The 21,698-nt window shown below is 71.3% G+C and carries 18 protein-coding genes; 2 read left to right on the top strand and 16 right to left on the bottom strand.

Annotation, left to right across the window (positions count from 1 at the left end):
- Positions 1 to 3: 3 nt before the first annotated feature.
- From era to OG709_RS10845, 5 genes are all read right to left on the bottom strand, one after another.
- Positions 4 to 945 (bottom strand): GTPase Era, encoded by a 942-nt coding sequence (era, locus tag OG709_RS10825; RefSeq protein WP_250298359.1) that lies wholly within the window; start codon positions 943 to 945, stop codon positions 4 to 6.
- Positions 946 to 1,086: 141 nt separating this feature from the next.
- A complete protein-coding gene (locus tag OG709_RS10830; protein WP_326694919.1) occupies positions 1,087 to 2,028 on the bottom strand; it encodes a WxL protein peptidoglycan domain-containing protein in 942 nt (313 codons plus the stop codon).
- 56 nt (positions 2,029 to 2,084) lie between these two features.
- Positions 2,085 to 3,422 carry a beta-xylosidase gene (locus OG709_RS10835; RefSeq protein WP_329165813.1) on the bottom strand — a complete coding sequence of 446 codons (1,338 nt, stop codon included), beginning with the start codon at positions 3,420 to 3,422 and terminating at the stop codon, positions 2,085 to 2,087.
- A 210-nt stretch (positions 3,423 to 3,632) separates the two neighbouring features.
- On the bottom strand, positions 3,633 to 4,004 hold the full coding sequence (locus OG709_RS10840) for a cytidine deaminase (RefSeq protein ID WP_250298362.1): 372 nt from the start codon (positions 4,002 to 4,004) through the stop codon (positions 3,633 to 3,635).
- Between the two features lie 27 nt (positions 4,005 to 4,031).
- Positions 4,032 to 4,931, bottom strand: coding sequence for a helix-turn-helix transcriptional regulator (locus tag OG709_RS10845; RefSeq protein ID WP_250298363.1), 900 nt, complete (start codon positions 4,929 to 4,931; stop codon positions 4,032 to 4,034).
- A 91-nt stretch (positions 4,932 to 5,022) separates the two neighbouring features.
- Here OG709_RS10845 and OG709_RS10850 point away from each other — a divergent pair, with 91 nt between their 5' ends.
- A complete protein-coding gene (locus tag OG709_RS10850; protein ID WP_329165815.1) occupies positions 5,023 to 6,441 on the top strand; it encodes an MFS transporter in 1,419 nt (472 codons plus the stop codon).
- A 22-nt stretch (positions 6,442 to 6,463) separates the two neighbouring features.
- Here the strand turns inward: OG709_RS10850 and OG709_RS10855 are convergent, their stop codons facing one another.
- From OG709_RS10855 to OG709_RS10885, 7 genes are all read right to left on the bottom strand, one after another.
- Complete coding sequence (locus OG709_RS10855; RefSeq protein ID WP_250298365.1) at positions 6,464 to 6,817, bottom strand: MmcQ/YjbR family DNA-binding protein; 354 nt, start codon at positions 6,815 to 6,817, stop codon at positions 6,464 to 6,466.
- Positions 6,814 to 8,103, bottom strand: coding sequence for a hemolysin family protein (locus tag OG709_RS10860; RefSeq protein ID WP_266643227.1), 1,290 nt, complete (start codon positions 8,101 to 8,103; stop codon positions 6,814 to 6,816). Before OG709_RS10860 ends, OG709_RS10855 begins: the two co-directional genes overlap by 4 nt.
- Positions 8,100 to 8,597 carry an rRNA maturation RNase YbeY gene (ybeY, locus tag OG709_RS10865; RefSeq protein ID WP_250298367.1) on the bottom strand — a complete coding sequence of 166 codons (498 nt, stop codon included), beginning with the start codon at positions 8,595 to 8,597 and terminating at the stop codon, positions 8,100 to 8,102. Before ybeY ends, OG709_RS10860 begins: the two co-directional genes overlap by 4 nt.
- A 12-nt stretch (positions 8,598 to 8,609) precedes the next feature.
- Positions 8,610 to 10,706 (bottom strand): PhoH family protein, encoded by a 2,097-nt coding sequence (locus OG709_RS10870; RefSeq protein WP_329165821.1) that lies wholly within the window; start codon positions 10,704 to 10,706, stop codon positions 8,610 to 8,612.
- A gap of 139 nt (positions 10,707 to 10,845) precedes the next feature.
- On the bottom strand, positions 10,846 to 11,934 hold the full coding sequence (locus OG709_RS10875; protein ID WP_250298369.1) for a carbohydrate kinase family protein: 1,089 nt from the start codon (positions 11,932 to 11,934) through the stop codon (positions 10,846 to 10,848).
- Between the two features lie 61 nt (positions 11,935 to 11,995).
- A complete protein-coding gene (locus OG709_RS10880; RefSeq protein WP_329169091.1) occupies positions 11,996 to 13,339 on the bottom strand; it encodes a glucarate dehydratase family protein in 1,344 nt (447 codons plus the stop codon).
- Positions 13,340 to 13,380: 41 nt separating this feature from the next.
- Positions 13,381 to 14,334, bottom strand: coding sequence for a 5-dehydro-4-deoxyglucarate dehydratase (locus OG709_RS10885; protein WP_250298370.1), 954 nt, complete (start codon positions 14,332 to 14,334; stop codon positions 13,381 to 13,383).
- Positions 14,335 to 14,670: 336 nt separating this feature from the next.
- On the opposite strand from OG709_RS10885, the gene OG709_RS10890 reads away from it, so the two are divergent.
- Complete coding sequence (locus OG709_RS10890; protein ID WP_329165823.1) at positions 14,671 to 16,023, top strand: MFS transporter; 1,353 nt, start codon at positions 14,671 to 14,673, stop codon at positions 16,021 to 16,023.
- Here the strand turns inward: OG709_RS10890 and OG709_RS10895 are convergent.
- From OG709_RS10895 to OG709_RS10910, 4 genes are all read right to left on the bottom strand, one after another.
- Positions 15,969 to 16,988 (bottom strand): adenosine deaminase, encoded by a 1,020-nt coding sequence (locus OG709_RS10895; protein WP_329165826.1) that lies wholly within the window; start codon positions 16,986 to 16,988, stop codon positions 15,969 to 15,971. The two genes, OG709_RS10890 and OG709_RS10895, sit on opposite strands and share 55 nt — an antisense overlap.
- 61 nt (positions 16,989 to 17,049) lie before the next feature.
- Entirely contained in the window at positions 17,050 to 17,970 is a 921-nt protein-coding gene (locus OG709_RS10900; RefSeq protein ID WP_250298373.1) for a ribonuclease Z, read from the bottom strand.
- A 5-nt stretch (positions 17,971 to 17,975) separates the two neighbouring features.
- Complete coding sequence (locus OG709_RS10905; RefSeq protein ID WP_250298374.1) at positions 17,976 to 18,335, bottom strand: histidine triad nucleotide-binding protein; 360 nt, start codon at positions 18,333 to 18,335, stop codon at positions 17,976 to 17,978.
- 142 nt (positions 18,336 to 18,477) lie between these two features.
- Positions 18,478 to 21,696, bottom strand: a complete 3,219-nt coding sequence (locus OG709_RS10910; RefSeq protein WP_250298375.1) for a S41 family peptidase — start codon at positions 21,694 to 21,696, stop codon at positions 18,478 to 18,480.
- Between the last annotated feature and the right edge of the window lie 2 nt (positions 21,697 to 21,698).

Below are 21,698 nucleotides of genomic sequence, written 5' to 3' on the forward strand. Positions count from 1 at the left end.
GGCTCAGAACCCCAGCTTCCGCAGCTGCTTCGGGTCCCGCTGCCAGTCCTTCGCCACCTTCACGTGCAGGTCCAGGAAGACCGGCGTGCCCAGCAGGGCCTCGATCTGTTTGCGGGACTTCATGCCCACGTCCTTCAGCCGTGCGCCCTTCGGGCCGATGATGATGCCCTTCTGGCTGGGCCGCTCGATGTAGACGTTCGCGTGGATGTCGAGGAGCGGCTTGTCCGCCGGGCGGTTCTCACGCGGCAGCATCTCCTCGACGACGACCGCGATGGAGTGCGGCAGCTCGTCCCGTACGCCTTCCAGCGCCGCTTCCCGGATCAGCTCCGCCACCATCACCATCTCCGGCTCGTCCGTGAGGTCGCCCTCCGGGTAGAGCGGCGGGCTGAGCGGGAGCAGCGGGGCGATGAGGTCGGCCAGCAGGGAGACCTGCTGGTCGCCGACGGCCGAGACCGGGATGATCTCGGCCCACTCGAAGCCCAGCTCCGTGGCGAGCTGGTCGATCGCGATGAGCTGTTCGGCCAGCTGCTTGCTGTCGACCAGGTCGGTCTTGGTGACGACGGCGATCTTCGGGGTCTTCTTGATCCCGGCGAGTTCCTTGGCGATGAACTTGTCGCCGGGGCCGAGCTTCTGGTCGGCGGGCACGCAGAAGCCGATGACGTCCACTTCGGCCCAGGTCGTCCGTACGACGTCGTTGAGACGCTCGCCCAGCAGCGTGCGCGGCTTGTGGAGGCCGGGGGTGTCCACCAGGATCAGCTGCGCGTCGGGGCGGTGCACGATGCCGCGCACCGTGTGGCGGGTGGTCTGCGGGCGGCTGGAGGTGATCGCCACCTTCTTGCCGACGAGAGCGTTCGTGAGAGTGGACTTGCCCGCGTTGGGACGGCCGACGAAGCAGGCGAAACCGGCCCGGTGGGCGGCTTCGGGTGACTGGGTGTGAACGCTCATGGCGCCCATTGTCCCCGATCGGCCGGTACGCGCCGACCAGGTGTCCGTGAGGTGAGTTCCCGGTGGCCCTCTGGCCTGCGGAACAAGCCGGGAACACGGGGTACGCCCTGCCCCCCGGGGCAGCGGCAGGGCGTACCCCGGTCAGGACGGGCGCACGCGACCCCGGCGCACTCTGACCGCCACCGCACCGGCCACCGCGCCGGCCAGCAGGATCCCGGCGGCCAGCCAGGGCAGCGCGAAGAACGACGCGCTCGCGGATTCCTTGAGGTCCTTGGTGTGCGCGGTCAGCGTCACCTCGCCCCAGTCGAACTGCGGAGCGTCCTGCCACGGCTCGCTGAGCCTGACCTTCTGGCCGGGCAGCAGCTCGGACGGGGTCTTCTTGAGGCCGCGGGCCAGCAGCGTACGGCCGAAGAGTCCCTGTGCCTTCAGGCCGACCTCGGGGGAGAGGGTGACGTTGCCGGTGTTGTGCAGGGTGTACGAGATGACCGTGCGGCTCGCTCCCGTGCCGGGTACCAGCGGCTGCTGGTGGGCGAGCTTCACGCCTTCGACGGCGATGCCGGTCACGGTGGGGCCCGTCACCCGCAGATAGACCCGCGCGCCCACGGCCCACCGGACCCCGACGGCGACCGGGCCGCCGGCCCGGTCCACCCGCTCGTCGAGCGCGACCAGCGCGCCGGGGTGGTCGCCGGGCTCCGCGTTCTGCGGGACGGTGAGTGTGAAGGGCACGGTCACGGAGGCGTGCGGCGGGACGGTGAGCTTCGGCCGGTCGGTGCGGACCCAGGCGCCGATGCCGTGCTGCGGCTCCTTCGGACCGCGTACGGCGAAGCCGCCGTCGCGGTCGGTGTTGTAGGCGTCGGCTCCGTACAGCAGGAAGGTCAGCGGCTGCGCGGTCTTGTTGGCCACGGTGACCTTGTCCCTGATGACCTCGCCGGGATCGGCGGAGAGCGAGAAGTAGGGGCGCTGGGCCGCCTTCGACGCGGTGGGGTAGACGGACCAGCTGCCGTTGTCGGCGGCGTGGGCGGACGTGACCGGCAGGGCCAGTGCGGTGAGAAGAACCAGGAGGAGTGCAAAAAGCTTGCGCACGGTGCGGACCCCCAGGGGTGAGGGGTGGGCCGGGGCAGCCCCGGCCCACCGGCCGGTCAGGTGAGGGTGAGGGTCAGCACGCCCGAGTAGGAACCGGGGGCGGTGAAGGGCGGGACGTCCAGGGACAGGCCCGCGTCTGCGGTGAACTGGCCGCCGGTGAGCGCCCCGTCGGGGGTGGAGGCCAGCGTCGCGCCGGTGCTGCCGACGGTTCCGGCGGATCCGGCCGCGCAGGTGCTCGGGCTGCCCGCCTTGGTGGTGCAGGCGGGGGTCCAGCCGAGCTTGTCGGCGCTGATCTTCGCGCCACCCGGTCCGGTGAAGTCGGTGACCTTGCCGGTCAGTGACCAGCCCGCGGGGCCACCGCGGAAGTCCCTGACCGTCACCGACCGCAGGGCGCCGGTGGAGGCACCGCCCTGGCCGAAGTCGACGGGCGACATACCGACGGTGTCACCGGCCTGGCTCATCGACAGCGTGCCCGCCGTGACCGAGGTGGTGAGTTTCTGGCTGTCGGGCGGGGTCGGGGTGTCGTCGAGGACGGTGTAGGTCGCCGGCCCGGCGCCCGTGTCCGCGCTCCAGCTCGCCCCTTCGTAGGCGACGATGCCGGTGGTCGCCTTGTCCGTGACCGGCAGCGTGGCGGTGAAGCCGCCCTGCGCGTCCGCGGTGGCCGTCACCTGGTCGGCGGTCTGCGCCGAAGCCGTACGGCCCGCGACGGTGATGCTCGCGCCCGCGGTGAACTTCGTGCCGGTGACGGTGACCCCGGCGCCGGGCTTGCCCGATGCCGTACCGAGCTGGATGGCGCGCTCGTTCGTCTGGCCGCCACCGTCGGTCGCGTTGACCGTCTCGGAGACGGGGGCGGGCGGGGTGATCACGGTGCAGGGGGTGTCCAGCTCCATGATGTAGCTGGTGTGGATGTTGTAGTCACCGGGCGAGAGCGTGATCGCGCCCGCCTTGGTGACGGTGAAACTTCCGGTCATGGAGAACGACGGGAAGACGCCCTTGCCCGGCACCGGATCGTTCTTCTTCGGCCCGGCCACCGTGATGTCACCGCTCTGGGCACCCCCGAGGGTGACCTTCCCGGTCGGCGTCATGATGTCGGCGGGCAGTGCGAGGTCGACCGGGTTGCTCGCGGCGGCCGTGACCACCGTGTAGGTCACGGCGACCGTGTCGCCCACCTTGGGAGTGGCGTTGTCGACGGTGATCTTCGCCGAGGTGGTGCCGTCGATCGGCGGGATTCCGGCGATCGCGGGCGGGATGCAGTGCGTGGGAAAGTCCACCGCGGCGGCAGCGGCCGTGGACAGGGCGTGCGCCGGAGCGGCGAGCACCCCTCCCCCGCCGGCTGCCAGCGCGATCGTGCCGAGTGCGGCGGCCCAAAACCGTCTTCGGGTACCTCGTGCCATGGTTGCCCCCTCCTGAGGGATGTGGGCGCAGCGGCTCTTCTGCGCCGACAGGGGGCTATTGACGAGCGATGTCCGAAAGAAGTCAATGGACGGAAAATGCAGTGACTGATGGCCCATCAGTCACTGTCAAGATCGTGGTTCCGGTCACTGCCGGGATCACGCTCCCCGGAGGCCGTCCGGCACTCCGCGTTCGGGTGACCGCGGACCTGATCAGCCCGCGGTCACCGATGCCCGGAGGGTGCCGTCGGGACCCGCCAGCAGGACCGGGGTTCCCGGGCCGCCCAGGTCCCGTACGGCCGCGCGGTCCTCGTCGGACACCGCGGCGCCGTCACCGACCACGGCTGCCGCCTCCAGCGACCGCGCACCGCTGGCCACCGCCATCGCGACCGCCGTCCGCAGCGCGGAGAGCTTCAGCGAGTCCAGGTCGACGGTGCCCGCGACATAGGTACGCCCGGTCTCGTCCCGTACGGCAGCCCCCTCCGGCACTCCGTTACGGGCCCGCGCGCTGCGCGCCAGCGTGATGATCTTGCGGTCCTCGGCGTCGGGGACCGGGAGGCCGGGGGTCTGCGTGTCGTCGCTCATGGGCAGAGCATAAGGAGATGGGCGCGGTCAGTTGGCGACCGGGTACATCGATCCCCTGCGGCCCTCGGGCGTGGCCAGCCACTGCAGTTTGGCCTCCGTCCCGGTGTCGGGCAGCGGGGTGTGCAGCACGATCGCCAGATCCGGCCGGGCCGGGACCCTCAGCTGGGTGGACTCGACGTGCAGCGTGCCGACCACCGGGTGTTCCAGCTCCTTGCGGATCTGCCCGCCCGGCGCGATGTCACGGCGCGCCCACAGCTCGGCGAACTCGGGGCTCAGGTCGGCCGCTTCGGCGATGACCGCCCGGTACCCGTCGTCCTCGGGCCGCTCCGAGCAGGTGGCGCGGAACTGCGCGACCACCTGGTGCGCGATGGCCTCCCAGCCCTTGGTACGGGCCCGGTACACGGGGTCGGTGAAGAACGCGATCAGACAGTTCTGCACGATGCCGGGGCGCATGGCCAGCGTCATCGCCGCCGCGTCGTTGTAGATGATCGTGTTCCAGTACTGGTCCATGATGTGCGCCGGGAAAGGCATCCAGGCATCGATCAGCCGCTTCAGCCCCTCGCACATGTCGATGTTGGCCGGATCGACCTCCTGCGGCGGCGGGTTCAGCCCGGCCAGCACGTAGAGATGGCGGCGCTCGACGCTGCTCAGCCTCAGCACCCGGCCCACCGAGTCCAGGACCTGCGGCGACACCGTGATGTCCCGGCCCTGCTCCAGCCACTGGTACCAGGAGACGCCCACACCCGCGAGGACGGCGACCTCCTCACGGCGCAGCCCCGGCGTACGGCGCCGGGCACCGCCGTCCGGCAGTCCCGCCTCGGCCGGGGTGATCCTGGCCCGCCGGCTCATCAGGAATTCCCGCAGCTCGCTGAGGCGGTGCGCCCTGCTGCCGGCCCCGGCGGCCCCGGTCTCGATCGGGCTCGCCATGCCCTGTCCCCCTGTCCGGCTGCCTGGTGGTGCGGCCACCAGCATAAGTTCCCGCTCCCCACGATTGTTCCCGGAGCCCGAAGCTCGGGACATGGCGATCGATACCTCAACCGCACCCGCTCCGACTTCCGCCCCACCCGCCGACGAACGGCTCTCCGGCCGGGCCAAGCTCGTCCTGCTCGTCCTGTGCGCGGCCCAGTTCATGGTGGCGCTCGACTTCTCCGTACTGAACGTGGCGCTCCCCGTACTCGGCAAGGACCTGGGCATGACCCGGGCCGGACTCCAGTGGGCCGTCACCGCGTTCGCACTGCCCTCCGGCGGCTTTCTGCTGCTCTTCGGCCGGATAGCCGACCTGTTCGGCAGGCGCAAGCTGTTCCTCACCGGCCTCGCCGTCTTCGGCTCCGCCTCACTGATCGCGACGTTCGCCTGGAACCAGGAGATCTTCCTCACCGGGCGGGCCCTGCAGGGACTGGGCGCGGCCGTCGTCGTCCCGACCGGGATGTCCCTGCTGACCACCACCTTCCCCGAGGGCCCGCAGCGCGACCGGGCGCTGGGTATCAGCGGCACGCTGCTCTCGCTCGGGTTCACCGTCGGCATGGTGCTCGGCGGAGTGATGACGGACACCCTGGGCTGGCGCTCGACCATGGGGCTGCTGGGCGGGGCAGCGGTGATCGTGCTCGCCCTGGCACCGGGCCTGCTCACCGAGTCGCGCCACCCGGAACGGCCGCGCCTCGACGTCCCCGGGGCGGTGACCGTCACCGGCGGACTGCTCGCGATGATCTACGCCCTGTCGACGGCGGCCCAGCGCGGCTTCGGCCACCCGGACGTCCTGGTGTCGCTGGTCCTGGGCATCGCACTGCTGGCCGCCTTCGTGACCGTCGAGTCCCGCGCCGAGGCCCCGCTGGTGTCGCTGCCGATGCTGAAGCGCCGCACGGTGGCCTGGGGCAACCTGGGCGGGCTCGTCACCTTCTCGATGATGTCGACCGTGGTCTTCGTCCTGACCCTGTACTTCCAGGAGGTCCTGCACCTGTCCAGCTTCCGGACGGGACTGGTCTTCGGTGTCCAGGGCGTGGCGTCCGTCTTCGCCGGAATGGCCGCCCCGAAGGTCATCGGCCGGTGGGGCGCCCGCCGGGTGCTGGTCGGCTCGCTGCTCGCCCAGGGGCTGCTCACCGCCACGATGCTCGAGCTCGGCGCCACCTCAGGAGTCTGGCTGGCCACGGTCGCCGTCTCGGTGGCCAGCACGGCCCACCTCGGCGCGATCGTCTCGTACGGGCTGACCGTCACCTCGGGCGTCCCGGACGCCGAACAGGGCCTGGCCACCGGCCTGGTCACCACCACCCAGCAGGTCGGCATGACCGTCGGCATCCCGCTGCTGGGGGTGCTGGCCACCACCCGCACCGACCTCTTCGGCGGCGTGCGGACCGTACTGGGTATCGGCGCGGCGATCCTGGTCGGGACCGCGGTGCTGGTGGCGGTGGGTCTCGGCCGTGGCCGCGACCGCACCGCGTAGGCGGCGTCCCGGCCGGGCGCGGTCAGGCCCGGTCGAGCCGCAGGCGCTCCGCCTTCGGCAGACCGGCCACCACCAGGTCGTACGAATCCTCGATGAGCTCACGGATCTGACGGTCGGGCAGCGGCCCGACCGTCACCGTGTTCCAGTGGCGCTTGTTGAGATGCCAGCCGGGGACGATCTCCTCGTACTCGGCGCGCAGCCGGACCGCCTCGTCCGGGTCGCACTTGAGGGAGATCTGCAGGGGCTCGCCGTCCAGCTGGCTGAGCCCGAAGACCTTCCCGCACACCTTGAACACCGAGGTCTCCGGACCGAACGGGAACTCCTCGGCCGACGCGTTGAATTCCAGGCAGAACGCCCTGAGTTCCTGCGGTGTCATTCCGCTGTCTCCTCCGCTTCGACCGGCTCGGCCAGCACGGTCACGATCTTGTTCCGGCGGCCCGCCGGGGATTCCGCCGTGAGGCGCAGCCGCCGGCCGTCCGGAAGGTCCACGACCGCCGAGGCGCCCGCGATCGGGACCCGGCCCAGAGCCTTGGCGAGCAGACCGCCGACGGTCTCCACGTCCTCGTCGTCGAACTCGTCGAGTCCGTAGAGCTCCCCCAGGTCGTCGATGTCGAGCCTGGCGGTGACCCGGAAACGGCCCTCGCCCAACGACTCCACCTGCGGCAGTTCACGGTCGTACTCGTCGGTGATCTCGCCGACGATCTCTTCGAGGATGTCCTCGATGGTGACGATGCCGGCCGTGCCGCCGTACTCGTCGACGACCACAGCGACGTGGTTGCGGTCCTGCTGCATCTCGCGCAGCAGGTCCCCGGCGTTCTTGGTGTCCGGCACGAAGACCGCGGAACGCATCGCCGTGGGGACCGGATCGGTCTCCGTGTCACGGCTGATGTGGGTCTTCCTGACCAGGTCCTTGAGGTACACGACGCCGACGATGTCGTCCTCGTTCTCCCCGGTCACCGGGATCCGCGAGAAACCGGAGCGCAGCGCCAGCGTGGTGGCCTGGCGGATCGTCTTGGAACGCTCGATGCAGACCAGGTCCGTGCGCGGGACCATCACCTCGCGTACGAGGGTGTCGCCCAGCTCGAAGACGGAGTGCACCATCCGGCGCTCCTCGTCCTCGATGAGCGACTCCTGCTCGGCGAGGTCGACCATGGCGCGCAGCTCCGCCTCGGACGCGAACGGGCCCTTGCGGAAGCCCTTTCCGGGGGTCAGCGCGTTACCGATGAGGATCAGCAGCTGCGGGACGGGGCCCATCACCCGGGCCAGCGGCAGCAGGACGTACGCCGCCGCGGTGGCCGTGTTGAGCGGGTGCTGGCGGCCGATGGTGCGCGGCGAGACCCCGACCGCGACATAGCTGACCAGGACCATCACACCGATGGCCAGGGCCAGCGCCTGCCAGGTCTCGCTCAGCTCCCGCAGACAGACGTAGGTGACGAGGGAGCCGGCCGCCATCTCGCAGGCGACCCGCACGAGCAGCGCCACGTTCAGGTACCGGGTCGGGTCCTCGGCGATCTGTGCCAGCTTGTCACTGCCACGCCGCCCCGACCGTACGGCCTCGGCGGCCCGGAAACTCGATGTGCGGGCGATGCCCGTCTCGGCGCAGGCCGCCAGCCAGGCGACGACGACCAACGCGACCGCGCCGACGATCAGTTGGACCGTCATGAGACGGTCGGCGCCGGGGAGGGACCTGTCTGCCCCTTCTCCGCCCGCCAGCCGTCGACGATCGCCGCCTGGAGGCCGAACATCTCGGCCTTCTCGTCGGGCTCCTCGTGGTCGTACCCCAGCAGATGCAGCACTCCGTGGACGGTGAGGAGCTGGAGCTCCTCGTCCATGGAGTGCTGCGTCGGGGCGTCCTCGCCCTGCTGCTTGGCGACCTCGGGGCAGAGCACGATGTCACCGAGGAGGCCCTGCGGGGGCTCCTCGTCGTCCTTGGCCGGCGGACGGAGCTCGTCCATCGGGAAGGACATGACATCGGTGGGACCCGGCAGGTCCATCCACTGGATGTGCAGCTGCTCCATGGCGTCGGTGTCCACGACGATCACCGAGAGCTCGGAGAGCGGGTGGATCCGCATCCTGGTGAGGGCGTAGCGGGCGATGTCGAGGATCGCCTGCTCGTCGACCTCGGTTCCGGACTCGTTGTTGACGTCGATCGACATGGTGCTTGTGTGCTACTTCCCGTGAGGTGCGCTCTGGCCGTCGTACTTCTCGTATGCGTCGACGATACGGCCGACGAGCTTGTGCCGGACGACATCCTCGGAGGTGAGCCGGGAGAAGTGCACGTCGTCGATGCCTTCCAGGATGTCCTGCACCTGCCGGAGCCCGCTCTTGGTACCGGACGGCAGGTCGACCTGGGTGACGTCACCGGTGACGACGATCTTCGAGTCGAAGCCGAGCCGGGTCAGGAACATCTTCATCTGCTCGGCGCTGGTGTTCTGCGCCTCGTCGAGGATGATGAACGCGTCGTTGAGGGTGTTGTGGGTCAGCAGGTAGTCCTGGGTGACGTACAGCGAGTCCTCGGCCGCGACCTGGATGCACACCGCCTCTTCGGTGCCCGCGGGTTCGATGCTGTCGATGAAGCGCATCGGGCGGCCTCCGCCTCCTGCGGCGAGGTACTTCTCGCGCTTGCGGGCGAGCCTGAAGGGCTCGATACCGTCCGGAAGCCTGATGTCGACGACATGCGCGTCATAGCGGTGCGGGACATCACGCCCCTGCGCCCTGCCGAGTGTACGGCCTTCCGCAGCCCTGCGCCGGGTGTAGGCCACGCCGCCCAGCGACCGGACCAGCGCGATGACGTCGTCACGCAGCGCGATCGATGTCGTCGTGTACTGGATGCGGCATGTCCGGTCGGCCTGGGTCACCGGTCCCCCGTCGGAGTCCAGCAGCCCCTGGAGCAGGGCCAGTCGGACGTCCGCAGCGTTGTGGAGATAGCCGTCCGGAACGAACTTCGCATGGGACTTGGTGCCGAGCAGATCGAGGGCGCGGAGAGCTCCCGTGACGGGATTCTCCAGCGTGATGACATCGCCGGCTGCGCTCACCCGGTTCAGGACGTAGTCGCACCGGTCCTTGTGCCGCGCCTTGACGCCGGGCAGCGCCAGCTCCAGCGCGGAAGCGAGTTCCGGGTCGTTGGTGGAGAAGGAAGGCGTGGTGGCACCGGTCAGGCAGCCGTCGCCGAGCAGCAGCCCAAGGGCGTACGGGTCCATGGGGACCTCGCGGCGGGGATAACTGACGGGCGCCGTGAGCATCGGAAGTTCGTAGCGGCGGGCATGCGCGGCACGGAGGTTGCCGATCATGTCCTTGGTCTCCAGGACCCGCCACGGTTTGTCGCGACGCTTGTCCGAAGCCGTACGGACGGTCCACAGGTGCTCGCCGCAGCAGAGCGTCCAGGAGCCGTCCTGGGCGGTCACGCGGTAGATGTCCTTCTTGCCCTGCGGGTACACACCGAGGACCGGGGTCGGCTCGCCGTTGGAGCCGACGACGAGGTCGCCCACCTTCAGGTCACCGATCGGGCGCCAGCCGTCCGGCGTCAGGACGGTGGTGAATGTTGGTTGCGCTCTGCCACGCATGTATGCCAGCGGCGCCACCTCGATCGTCCCCGCCGCCATCAGCCGCGGGATCGAGTCCGGGTCCAGCATGTCGTGCAGCGCGTCGTAGAGCGGGCGCAGATACGGGTCGATCTTGTCGAAGAGTGTGCCCGGAAGGAAGCCGAGACGCTCGCCCGCCTCGACGGCGGGCCTGGTCAGGATGATGCGGCTGACCTGCTTGGACTGGAGGGCCTGCACCGCCTTGGCCATCGCGAGGTAGGTCTTGCCGGTGCCTGCCGGGCCGATGCCGAACACGATGGTGTTCTTGTCGATCGCGTCGACATACCGCTTCTGGTTGAGCGTCTTGGGGCGGATCGTGCGGCCCCGGCTGGAGAGGATGTTCTGCGTGAGCACCTCGGCCGGTGTCTCGCCGCCCGGCTCTCCGTCGCCGTTCCCGTTGGCCCGGAGCATGGCGATCGAGCGTTCCACAGCGTCCTCCGTCATCGGCTGCCCGGTGCGGAGCACCAGCATCATCTCGTCGAACAGGCGCTGGATCAGGGCGACATCGGCCACCGATCCCGTGGCGCTGATCTCATTGCCCCGGACATGGATGTCGGCCGCCGGGAACGCCGTTTCGATCACGCGCAGCAGCGAGTCGCCCGATCCCAGGAGCATCACCATCGGGTGTGCTGCCGGAACACTGATGTGGGCACGCGCCTGCGGCTGTGTGGGTGTCTGAGTCATGGGCCGGCCCTCGGGCCTGCGCATACCTCCCGTTGCAGGGTTCTCGCTGCTCGACAACCTCTGGATCTCCAAGCCTACGACTCCGCACCGACAACACCGAGGGCTTTTACACCCGTGAGGGGTGCGGGACAGGCTGCGTTCACGGTGTGCGGAAGCCGATCGTCGGTACGGCCCTGCGCAGCGGCCAGGGGCGGGCCGCCGCGGGCAGCAGTTCCTCCAGGAACGCGTAGCGGCGCAGCGCCGCCGGGTCCTGGTCGTCGTAGGTCCGCACCTGCTGCCACCAGGCGGCGATCTCGGACCAGCCGGGCGCCGAGAGCGAACCGCCGAACTCCTGCACCGAGAGGGCGGCGGTCAGTCCGGCGAAGGCGAGGCGGTCGGCGAGGGGCCAGTTCGCCAGGGTGCCGGTGACGAAGCCCGCGACGAACACGTCGCCCGCGCCCGTCGGGTCGAGCGCCGCCACTTCGATGGCGGGCACCGAGGCGGCCTCGCCGGTCGAGCCGTCGACGGCGTACGCACCCTCGGCGCCGAGGGTGACCACCGCCAGCGGGACCTTCTCGGCGAGGGCGTGCGCCGCCGCGCGCGGGCAGTCGGTGCGGGTGTAGCGCATCGCCTCCTCCGCGTTGGGCAGGAACGCCTCGCAGTGCTCCAGGTCGGCGAGACCCGCCAGGTCCCAGCGTCCGGTCTCGTCCCAGCCGACGTCGGCGAAGATCTTGGTGCCGCGGTTCGCCGCGTGCAGCACCCATTCCTCGCGGCTGCCGGGTCCCAGCGAGGCGACGGCGGCGCGGGCCAGCGGTGGGCAGTTGGGGTACGAGCTGGAGGGCGGCGGCGCCTCGTGGCCGTGCGAGACCATCGTGCGCTCGCCCTCGTACGCCATGGAGACGGTGACCGGCGAGTGCCAGCCGGGCACCGTGTGGGAGCGCGAGAGGTCGATCTGTTCGCCCTGTTCCAGGGCGTCCCAGCAGTACTCCCCGTAGTGGTCGTCGCCGAAGGCGGCGGCGAGCGAGGTGCGCAGCCCCAGCCGGGCCAGCGCGGTGGCCATGTTGGCCACCCCGCCGGGGCTCGACCCCATCCCGCGCGCCCAGGACTCGGTGCCGCGCACCGGTGCGCTGTCCAGGCCGGTGAAGATGATGTCGAGGAAGACCGTGCCGGTGAGGAACACGTCGCAGTCGGGGTCCTGGGGGGCGCGCAGCCCGTCCAGCGGGTCGAGAGTCTTGTTGTCGTGGACCACCGTGCGCTCCCCGGTTGCAGTGCGATCCGGCCAGTCTGCCCGATCATGCCGCGGGGTGCGGCTACCAGCGCGGCAGTGCCGGACTCGTCCAGTTCTCGTACCCCTCGGCCTTGCGCATCGCGGCGGCGTCGTCGCGGTCGCGCATCGTGCCGTCGTCGTCGAGCCAGCGCCGGTGGAGTTCCGCGAGCCGGTCCCGGTCGAGTTCCACGCCGAGGCCGGGGGCGTCGGAGACCGGGAGGTGGCCGTCGGTGAAGACGTGGCGGGTGGTGATCACGTCGTCGGTCTGCCAGGGGTAGTGGCTGTCGCAGGCGTAGTCCAGGTTGGGGACGGTGGCGGCGACGTGGGTCATCGCGGCGAGGCTGATGCCCAGGTGGGTGTTGGAGTGCATGGAGAGTCCGACGCCGAACGTGCGGCAGATCGCGGCCAGTTCGCGGGTGGCGCGCAGTCCGCCCCAGTAGTGGTGGTCGGAGAGGACGACCTGGACGGCGTCCGTGCGGAAGGCCTCGCGGATCTCCCCGACCGTCGTCACGCACATGTTGGTGGCGAGCGGCACGTCGGTCCCGGCGGAGACCGTGGCCATGTCCGGTGTTCCGGTGGCCGGGTCCTCCAGGTACTCCAGTACGCCGGCGAGCTCGGCGGCGACCTTCAGCGAGGTCTCCGGTGTCCAGCCGCCGTTGGGGTCGAGACGCAGCGGGTGGCCGGGGAACGCTTCGGCCAGGGCCTGTACGGCGGCGATCTCCTGGTCCGGCGGGAAGACGCCGCCCTTGAGCTTGAAGGAGGTGAAGCCGTGGTCGTCGACGAAGCGCCTGGCCTGCGCGACGATGCCCGCGGGGTCGACCGCCTCGCCCCAGGTATCGGGCTCCCCGGCGCCGTCCGGGTGTGCGGCCCAGCGGTAGAAGAGGTAGGCGCTGTACTCGACGGTGTCCCGCACCTTGCCGCCGAGCAGCGCGTGCACGGGCAGGCCGCGGACCTTGCCCAGGGCGTCCAGGCAGGCCACTTCGAAGGCGGAGTAGACCGACAGCCGGAGTTTGTCGGCGGTCTGTACGCCGCGCAGCCCGCCGACGTCGACGGCGTTCTCCACCTGGGTGTCGTCGATGCCGACCTGCTGGGCGAGGGCGGCGATGCCGTTGAGGTCGTACAGGGAGCGGCCGGGCAGCAGTTCGGCGTAGGGGCGGGCGATGTCCAGGTACTTGGTGTCGCCGTAGGTCTCGCCGATGCCGGTGACGCCGTCCGCGGTGACGATCTCGACGACGAGCCGGGGGGTGTACGGCTGGTGCACGCCGTGCACGTTGAGCAGCGGCGGGTCCGCGATGAGGACGGGGGTGAGCCGGACCTCGGCGATCGTGAGCTCCGGCGCGGGCAGTGGGGACTCCTGGTGCGTCTGTCGCGTCGTCTGCCGGGGCATCTGCCGGGCCGTGCCGGCCGCCGTACCGGGTTCCTGCCGGTTCATCGGGTGGCTCCTACGAGGTCGAGTCCGGTGGTGAGCAGTGCGTCCAGGGCCGCGAGGTCGTCGGGTCCGGGGTCGGTGAGCGGTGCGCGCACCGGTCCCACCCGGTGGCCGCGCAGCCGGGCCGCGGCCTTGACCAGTGAGACGGGGTAGCCGGGGACCCGGTCGCGGAGTTCGACGAGGGGGACGTAGAAGCCCCGCAGGAGCGCTTCCAGGCGGGTGCGGTCGTCGGCGTGCAGGGCGGTGAAGAAGGCGCCCGCGATCTCGGGGGCGAAGGCGTGCACGGCGGAGGAGTACGCGGACACCCCGACGGCGGCGTAGGCGCGGGCCTGGACCTCGGCGGTGGACGCGCCGTTGAAGAACAGGAAGCCGTCCGGCGCGGCGAGCGTCAGCCGCTGGAGCCGGTCGAGGTCGCTGTGTCCGTCCTTGAGTCCGATGACGCCGGGGATCGCGGCGATGCGGCGCACCGATTCGGCGGTGAAGGAGACCTGGCCGCGCTGGTAGGCGATGAGCGGCAGCGAGGTGCGGGCGGCGATCTGTTCCAGCTGGGCGACGAGGCCGTCCTGCGGGGCGGCGACGAGGTAGTGCGGCAGGACGAGGGCGGCGTCGGCGCCCGCCTGCTCGGCGATGCGGGCGAAGCGGGTGGCCTGCGCCCAGCCGTATCCGATGCCCGCGACGACGGGTATGCGTCCGGCGGCCACCTCGACGGTGGTGGTGACGACCTGGCGGTACTCGTCCTCGTCGAGCGAGAAGAACTCGCCGGTGCCGCAGGCGGGGAAGACGGCGCCGGGGGCGGCGGCCAACTGGCTCTCCAGGTAGGCCCGGTATCCGTCGAGGTCCAGCTCGCCGTCGGCGGTGAAGCTCGTCAGGGGGAAGGAGAGGACCCCTCGGGCCATGCCCTCTCGGATCCGGTCCACGATCGTTGTCTCTGCATGTAGACGTTGTTCATACATGGAGATGGACACTAGATACATGAACCAGAGGCGTCAAGGCGCCTGCGGTCAGGACGGCGACACGCCCGGCCCACGTCCGGGCTATCCCGAAGTCGACCGGCACCGGTCGACACCGACCGGCGCTGACCTGCGAAGACGTACGAAATAGCCGCCCTAATGCCCGGACTTCCGGATCATAAACTTAAAGTGTTATAGATCACGGAGTGGCGGCTTTCGCGCGCCCTGCCCACTTGATACAAATTGGCCGCGCGCTCCTGTCATCGACTCATCGACAGGGCGCCCACTTCCCCCATCTCTCCTGCCTGGTCACAGGCATGTCTTCTCCCTGGAACGCCCGTGTCTTCGCGCTCGCGCGCAACATGGCCTCTCATCGCCGTGTTCACCGCCGGATATCTCGCCTCATATCTCCTTCCCACCGTCGTGGGCCGTCTCGTCTCCGGCCTCGGTCTCTCCCCCGCCCAAGCCGGTCTCGTCGGCTCGGTCCTGCTGCTGTGCTCGGCCGGCGCGGGGTTCACACTCGGCTCACGTGTCGAACGCATCGGCCCGCAGCGGCTGGCCCGCGCCGGGCTGCTGCTCGCGGTCGCCGGGTACGGCGCCGCCGCGGCCACCACGTACCTTCCGCTCGTCGTGACGGGCGTCGCGGTCGGCGGCTTCGGCTCCGGTACGGCGATGGCGGTGGCCTCGGTCGGGATCGCCGGGCTGCGCGACCCGCACCGGGCTTCGTCCACCGGGCTGCTCGCGGTGTCGGCGACGGCCGGGGCGCTCTATCTCGTACTGCCGCAGCTGGGCGGCGGGCACCGGATGCCGTTCGCCGCCGTCGCCCTGGTCGCGGCCCTCGTCTGGCCTGCGACGGGCCGACTCGGCGGGGCCTGTCAGGAGGCCCCTTCCCCGGAGGCCGGTCGTAGCCGGATCCCCCGCCTGCGCTCGGGCACCGTCCTGGCGGGCGCGATGGTCTGCTGGTCGATGGCCCAGAACTCGCTCTGGGGCGTCAGCAGCCGGATCGGCCAGGAACAGGCCGGGCTGTCCGAGGTGACGGTCGGAACGGTCCTCGCGGTGTCGCTGGCCGCCGGACTCGTCGGGATCTCCGCTGCGAGCGCGCTCGGCTCGAAGCTCGGCCGGGCCCTGCCGATCGGCGCGGGCACGGTGATCATCTCCGGCTGTATCGCGCTGAGTTCATCGGCGGGCGGGATCAACTCGTTCGCGTCGGGCGAGATCCTCTGGAACACCTTCTACCCGGTGGTCCTGTCGTATCTGATCGGCCTGGCCGCCTCCCTCGACCCGCGCGGACGCTGGGCCGTACTGGTCGGCTCGGCGTCCTCGCTGGGCGTGGCGTGCGGGCCCATCGCCGGGAGCCTGCTCTCCGCGCACACCGGGTTCCCGGTGATGGGTCTGGTCCTGGCCGCGCTGCTCCTGCTGCTCGCGGTCCCGCTGACCGCGGTGGCCCTGCACACCTCCGGACGGCCGCTGGTTCCCGGCTCGGTGCGCCGCAGGGGCGGTGCTCCCGCAGCGCTCGTCGCGGGCCGTACGGGTGGTCTGGCCGCCGCGGTTCCGGAGCTGGGCGCGCCCGAACTCACCGTCGCGGAGATCAGCGTGGAACCGCTGCCCCGCCGCAAGTACCGGTTCTCGACCGGCCATCAGCCCAAGTCGAAGTCGGCGTCGAAGTCGTACGCTTCGACCTCCGCCAAGTAGCGCGCCCGCCGTTCCTCGTCGTGGTCCAGGAAGGCGGCGAGGAACGAGTTGCGGGCCAGTGTCCGCAGCTCCTCGTGCCCGAGGCCGAGCGCCTCGTGCACGGCGTGGAAGGTGTCGCCCGCGTAGCCGCCGAAGTACGCGGGGTCGTCGGAGTTGACGGTGCAGAGCAGCCCGGCGTCCATCATCTGCCGCAGCGGGTGCCCCTCCAGGACGTCCACGGCCCGCAGCCGTACGTTCGACAGCGGGCAGAGGGTCAGCGGCACCCGGTCCCTGACCAGCCGCTCGACCAGCTCCGGGTCCTCCATCGAGCGCAGCCCGTGGTCGATGCGCTCCACGCCCAGGACGTCCAGCGCCTCCCGTACGTAGGCGGGCGGGCCCTCCTCGCCCGCGTGCGCGACCTTGCGCAGGCCCAGCGCGCCCGCCGCCTCGTACACCTCGCGGAACTTCGACGGCGGGTGCCCGACCTCGGCCGAGTCCAGGCCGACCGCCGCGATCAGGTGCAGGTACGGCTCGGCCGCCGCCAGGGTGCGGAGCGCCGAATCGGCGGACTCGTCGCGCAGGAAACACATGATCAACTGGGTGGAGACGCCGTGCCGTTCCTCGCTCCGTGCCAGGGCCCGCGAGATGCCCTCGACGACCGTCCCCATCGGCACACCGCGCGCCGAGTGCGCCTGCGGGTCGAAGAAGATCTCCGCGTGCCGTACGCCCTGCGCGGCGGCGCGCGCCAGGTAGGCGTCCGTGAGCTCCTCGAAGTCCTGCTCCGTGCGGAGCACGGCCATCAGCCCGTAGTACAGGTCGAGGAAGGACTGCAGGTCGCTGAAGAGATACGCCCTGCGCAGCGTCTCGGTGTCCGGATACGGCAGTTCGATGCCGTTGCGCGCGGCGAGCGCGAAGGCCAGCTCGGGTTCGAGGGTGCCTTCGATGTGGAGGTGGAGTTCGGCCTTGGGGAGGTGCTGCAACTGCATCGGACGGCCCTGCTCAGTTCGGTTCGGTGGTGCTTCGGTGTGCTTCCGGTCCGCTTCGGATTCAGGGTGAGGCGGTGTGCCGGGAGGGGACGGGGATGCGCATGAGGTCGGCGGCGACGGTCAGTTCACCGTCGAACCCGGCGGCGCGCGCCTGTCGCGCGAATTCCTCCGGGTCGGTGTACCGCTGCGAGAAGTGCGTCAGTACGAGGTGCCGGACGCCCGCGTCCCGGGCCACCCGGCCCGCCTGTCCGGCGGTCAGATGGCCGTGGTCGGTGGCCAGCTGCTCGTCCTCGTCGAGGAAGGTCGACTCGATGACCAGCAGGTCGCAGCCCTCGGCGAGGCGGTGCACGCCGTCGCACAGCCGGGTGTCCATGACGAACGCGAACCGCTGCCCGCGCCGCACCTCGCTGACCTGGTCGAGCGTGACCCCGTTCAGCTCGCCCTCGCGCTGGAGCCGCCCGATGTCCGGCCCGGTGACGCCGTGCGCGGCGAGCCGCTCGGGCAGTATCCGGCGCCCGTCCGGTTCGGTCAGCCGGTAGCCGTACGACTCGACGGGATGGGAGAGCCGGTGTGCCTCCAGTACGTACGCCGGGGTGCTCGCCAGCACTCCGCCGTCGCCCGTCGCCGGGACCTGGCCGAGTTCGACGGACTCGTGGTAGGCGGTGGAGTACCGCAGCCGGTCGAAGAAGTGCTGTCCGCTCGCCGGGTAGTGCGCGGTGACCGGGTGCGGGACCCGGTCCAGATTGATCCGCTGGATGACTCCGGCCAGGCCCAGCGAGTGGTCGCCGTGGAAGTGCGTGACGCAGATCCGGTCGATGTCGTGCGCCGCGACCCCGGCGTGCAGCATCTGCCGCTGGGTGCCCTCGCCGGGGTCGAGGAGGATGCCCTCGCCGTCCCAGCGCAGCAGATAGCCGTTGTGGTTGCGGTGGCGGGTGGGGACCTGGCTGGCGGTGCCGAGCACCACCAGCTCCCGTACGGACAACGGGACTACCCGGGCGGCCAGTTGAGCCCGCGACCGCCCAGCACGTGGGCGTGCGCGTGGAAGACGGTCTGGCCCGCGCCGGAGCCGGTGTTGAAGACGATGCGGTAGCCGGTCGAGTCGACCTTGTCCTCGGCGGCGACCTCCGCGGCCTCGCGCAGCACGTCAGCGGCGATCTGCGGTTCGGCCGCGGCGAGGGTGGCGGCGTCCGGGTAGTGCACCTTGGGGATCACCAGGACGTGCGTGGGCGCCTGCGGGTTTATGTCGCGGAAGGCGACGGTGGTGTCGGTCTCACGGACGACCGTCGCCGGGATGTCTCCCGAGACGATCTTGCAGAACAGGCAGTCGGTCTGCGGTTCTCCCGCCATGCGGGGCTCCTCGGTCGGTGGTGATCGGTACGCGGCCATGGTAGACCGACCGCCGCACGGGGGCCGGGGCCCGGGGCCCGGGGTAACCCTTGGCCCGCCCCGGGCCCCGGTCCCAGCCCGCCCCGGGCCCCGGGCCCCGGTCTCAGCCTGCGGCCCCCGGCCGTTCCGGCGCCGACTTCGCCGGATTCTCCTCCAGCGCGGCGAGCGCGATCCGGATCGCCTCGTCCAGTTGGGTGTCCCGTCCCGCCGCGTGGTCCTGCGGCGCCTGGACCACTTCGACGTCCGGGTCGACGCCGTAGTTCTCCACGCCCCAGCCGTAACCCTCCAGCCAGAAGGCGAACTTGGGCTGGGTCACCAGCGTGCCGTCGACGAGCCGGTAGCGGCTGTCGATCCCGACGACCCCGCCCCAGGTCCTGGTCCCGACCACGGGTCCGATCCCCAGGGCCTTGATCGCGGCGTTGACGATGTCCCCGTCCGAGCCGGAGAACTCGTTGGCGACGGCCACCACCGGGCCGCGCGGTGCGTCCTGCGGGTAGCTCACCGGTGTCATCCCGCGCGGCAGGGCCCAGCCCACGATCCGGCGGGCCAGCTTCTCCACGACCAGCTGGGAGGTGTGGCCGCCGCGGTTCTCCCGCACGTCCACCACCAGGCCCTCCCTGGCCACCTCCACCCGCAGGTCGCGGTGGAGCTGTGCCCAGCCGGGGCCCTGCATGTCGGGGACGTGGACATAACCGAGGCGCCCGCCGGATCGTTCATGGACGTACGCCCGCCGGCCGGTCACCCAGTCGTGGTACCGCAGGGCTTCCTCGTCACCGGTGGGGACGACCACGACATGGCGCGGGTCGCCGCCGCCGGCGGGCCCGACGGTGAGTTCGACGGGCCTGCCCGCCGCGCCGGTGAGCAGCGGGGCCGGTCCGGTGAGCGGGTCCACCCGGTGGCCGTCGACGGCCAGGACCGTGTCGCCCGCGCGCACCGCGACGCCGGGCGCGAAGAGCGGGGAACTCGCCGCCGGATCGGAGGTCTCCGAGGAGAGGATCCGGTCGATGCGCCAACTTCCCTCGTCCGTCCGGGAGATGTCGGCGCCCAGCAGTCCCTGCCGGGTCGCGTCGTCGTGCCAGCCGCCGGGCGGTGTCACATAGGCGTGCGAGGTGCCGAGTTCGCCCTGCACCTCCCACAGCAGGTCGACCAGGTCGTCGTGGGTGGCGACGCGGGCGAGCAGGGGGCGGTAGCGGTCCAGGACGCCGTCCCAGTCGACCCCCGACATGTCGGCCCGCCAGAAGTTGTCCCGCATGATGCGGCCGGCCTCGTCGTACATCTGCCGCCACTCGGCGGCCGGGTCGAGCATCCGGCGGATCCGGGACAGGTCGACGGAGATGTTGCTGTCGCTGTCCTCGTCGGCGTCGGGCTTGGCCACCCGGCTGTCGGACGGGACCACACGCAGCTTGCCGTCCATGTGCAGGACGAGCCGCTTGCCGTCGCCGCTGACCTCGAAGTGGTCGACGTCCGGGGCGATTTCCTCGATGCGCAGCCGTTCCAGGTCGTACCGCTCCAGGACGTTGTGCGGCCAGGGGGCGTCGAGGGTCGCCCTGGAGGTGCCGAGCACGCCGCGCACCGGGTGGCGCAGCCAGAGCAGCCCGTCCCTGGCCGCGCGCAGCGTGGAGTAGCTCGCGGCCTCGACGGGCAGCGGCACGATGCGGTCGGCGAGTCCTTCGAGGTCGATCCGGGTGACGGGCAGCGCGGTCGCGGTGTCGTGCTCGTCGCCGTCCTTGTCCTTCTCGGTGGGGCGGCCGTGGCGCTGCGGCCCGAACGGAGAGGGGGTGGTGGCGGCGAGCGTGAGCAGGTGCGGACGACAGGCGCCGACGAACGCGAGGTCGAAGACGTGCTCGTCGTAGACCGGGTCGAAGGCCCGCTCGGAGAGGAAGGCGAGGTGCTTGCCGTCGGGGGTGAACGCCGGCTGGAAGTCCCGGAAGCGCAGGGGGGTCGCCTCGGCCACGGTGAGATCCGCGAGGTTCGCGAGCTTGAGCTGGCGCAGCTGCTCCGGGCCGGGGTGCGACCAGGCCAGCCAGGCCGAGTCGGGCGAGAAGACCAGGCCGGAGGCGTCGCCGTCCGTGCTGCGGTCCACTTCGCGCACCTCGCCGGTGTCGCGCTCGACGACCAGTACCCGCCCGTCGTGCGCGGCGACGGCGAACCGGCTGCCGTCGGGGGCCGCCGCGAGTCCGAGCACCCGGCCGATCCGGCCCTGGGCGAGGCGGCGCGGGGCGGCGCCCGGTACGGCGCCGGTGGCGGGGGCGCACTCCAGGGCGTCGTCGCCCTCGGCGTCGGTCACCCAGACGACGTGCTCGGCGCCCTCGGCGCGGAAGGTGCGGGGCAGCCTGGCCCGTACGCCGGGTTCGGTGGCGAGTGCGCGGGCCGGGCCCTCCCGGTGGGTGACCCAGTGCACGGCGCCGCGCGACTCGACGGCGCTGCCGCGGCCGGTGCGGTCCGGGGACGCGGTGTGCAGATGGTGTCCGGCGCGTACCGGATGGGGCTGGAGGTCGGCGCGCTGACCGCCGAGGCGGACCTCGACGCGGCGCGGTTCGGCGCCTTCGAGGTCGTCGACGATCCACAGTTCGCCCGCAGACGCGTAGACGACGCGGGCACCGTCGGTGGCTGCGTGGCGGGCGTAGAAGCCGTCGATGCCGGTGTGCCTGCGCAGGTCCGAGCCGTCCGGGAGCGAGGAGTAGAGCGCGCCGACGCCTTCGTGGTCGGAGAGGAAGGCGATGCGGTCGCCCACCCGGAGCGGGCACTCGATGTTCCCGTCGAGGTCCTCGTGGACGCGTACGAAGTCGCCCCCGGTCTCGCCGGTCCACAGCTTGCCCGCGGTGCCTCCCCGGTACCGCTTCCACCTGGCCGCCTCGCGCCCCATGGTCGCGGAGAGCAGCAGCACCTGCTCGCCGGGACCGTACGCGAGGGAGCCGACCGGACCGTACGGCAGGGTCCGCGCCGGTCCCCCGTCGACCGGAACGGCCCGTGCCCAGGTGCGGCGCAGCGAGGCCTGGCCGTGCGTGCTGATGGCCAGCACCTCGCCGTCCGGGGTCCAGCCGCGTACGGAGGTCCGGGCGTCGCCCCAGTAGGTGAGCCGCTTCGACGGGCCGCCGTCCACCGGCGCGAGGTGCACTTCCGGCGCCCCGTCCCGGGTGGACGTCCAGGCGACCCACGCCCCGTCGGGGGATATGCGGGGATGGTTGACGGGCCGGTTGTCGGCACTGACCCGCCAGGCACGGCCCCCGTCGAGCGGGGCCACCCAGACGTCGTCCTCTGCGGTGAATGCGATCAAGTCGCCCTGGACATGCGGAAACCGAAGGTAGGAAGGGTGCGTCACGT

Source organism: Streptomyces sp. NBC_01267 (assembly GCF_036241575.1).
GTDB lineage: Bacteria > Actinomycetota > Actinomycetes > Streptomycetales > Streptomycetaceae > Streptomyces.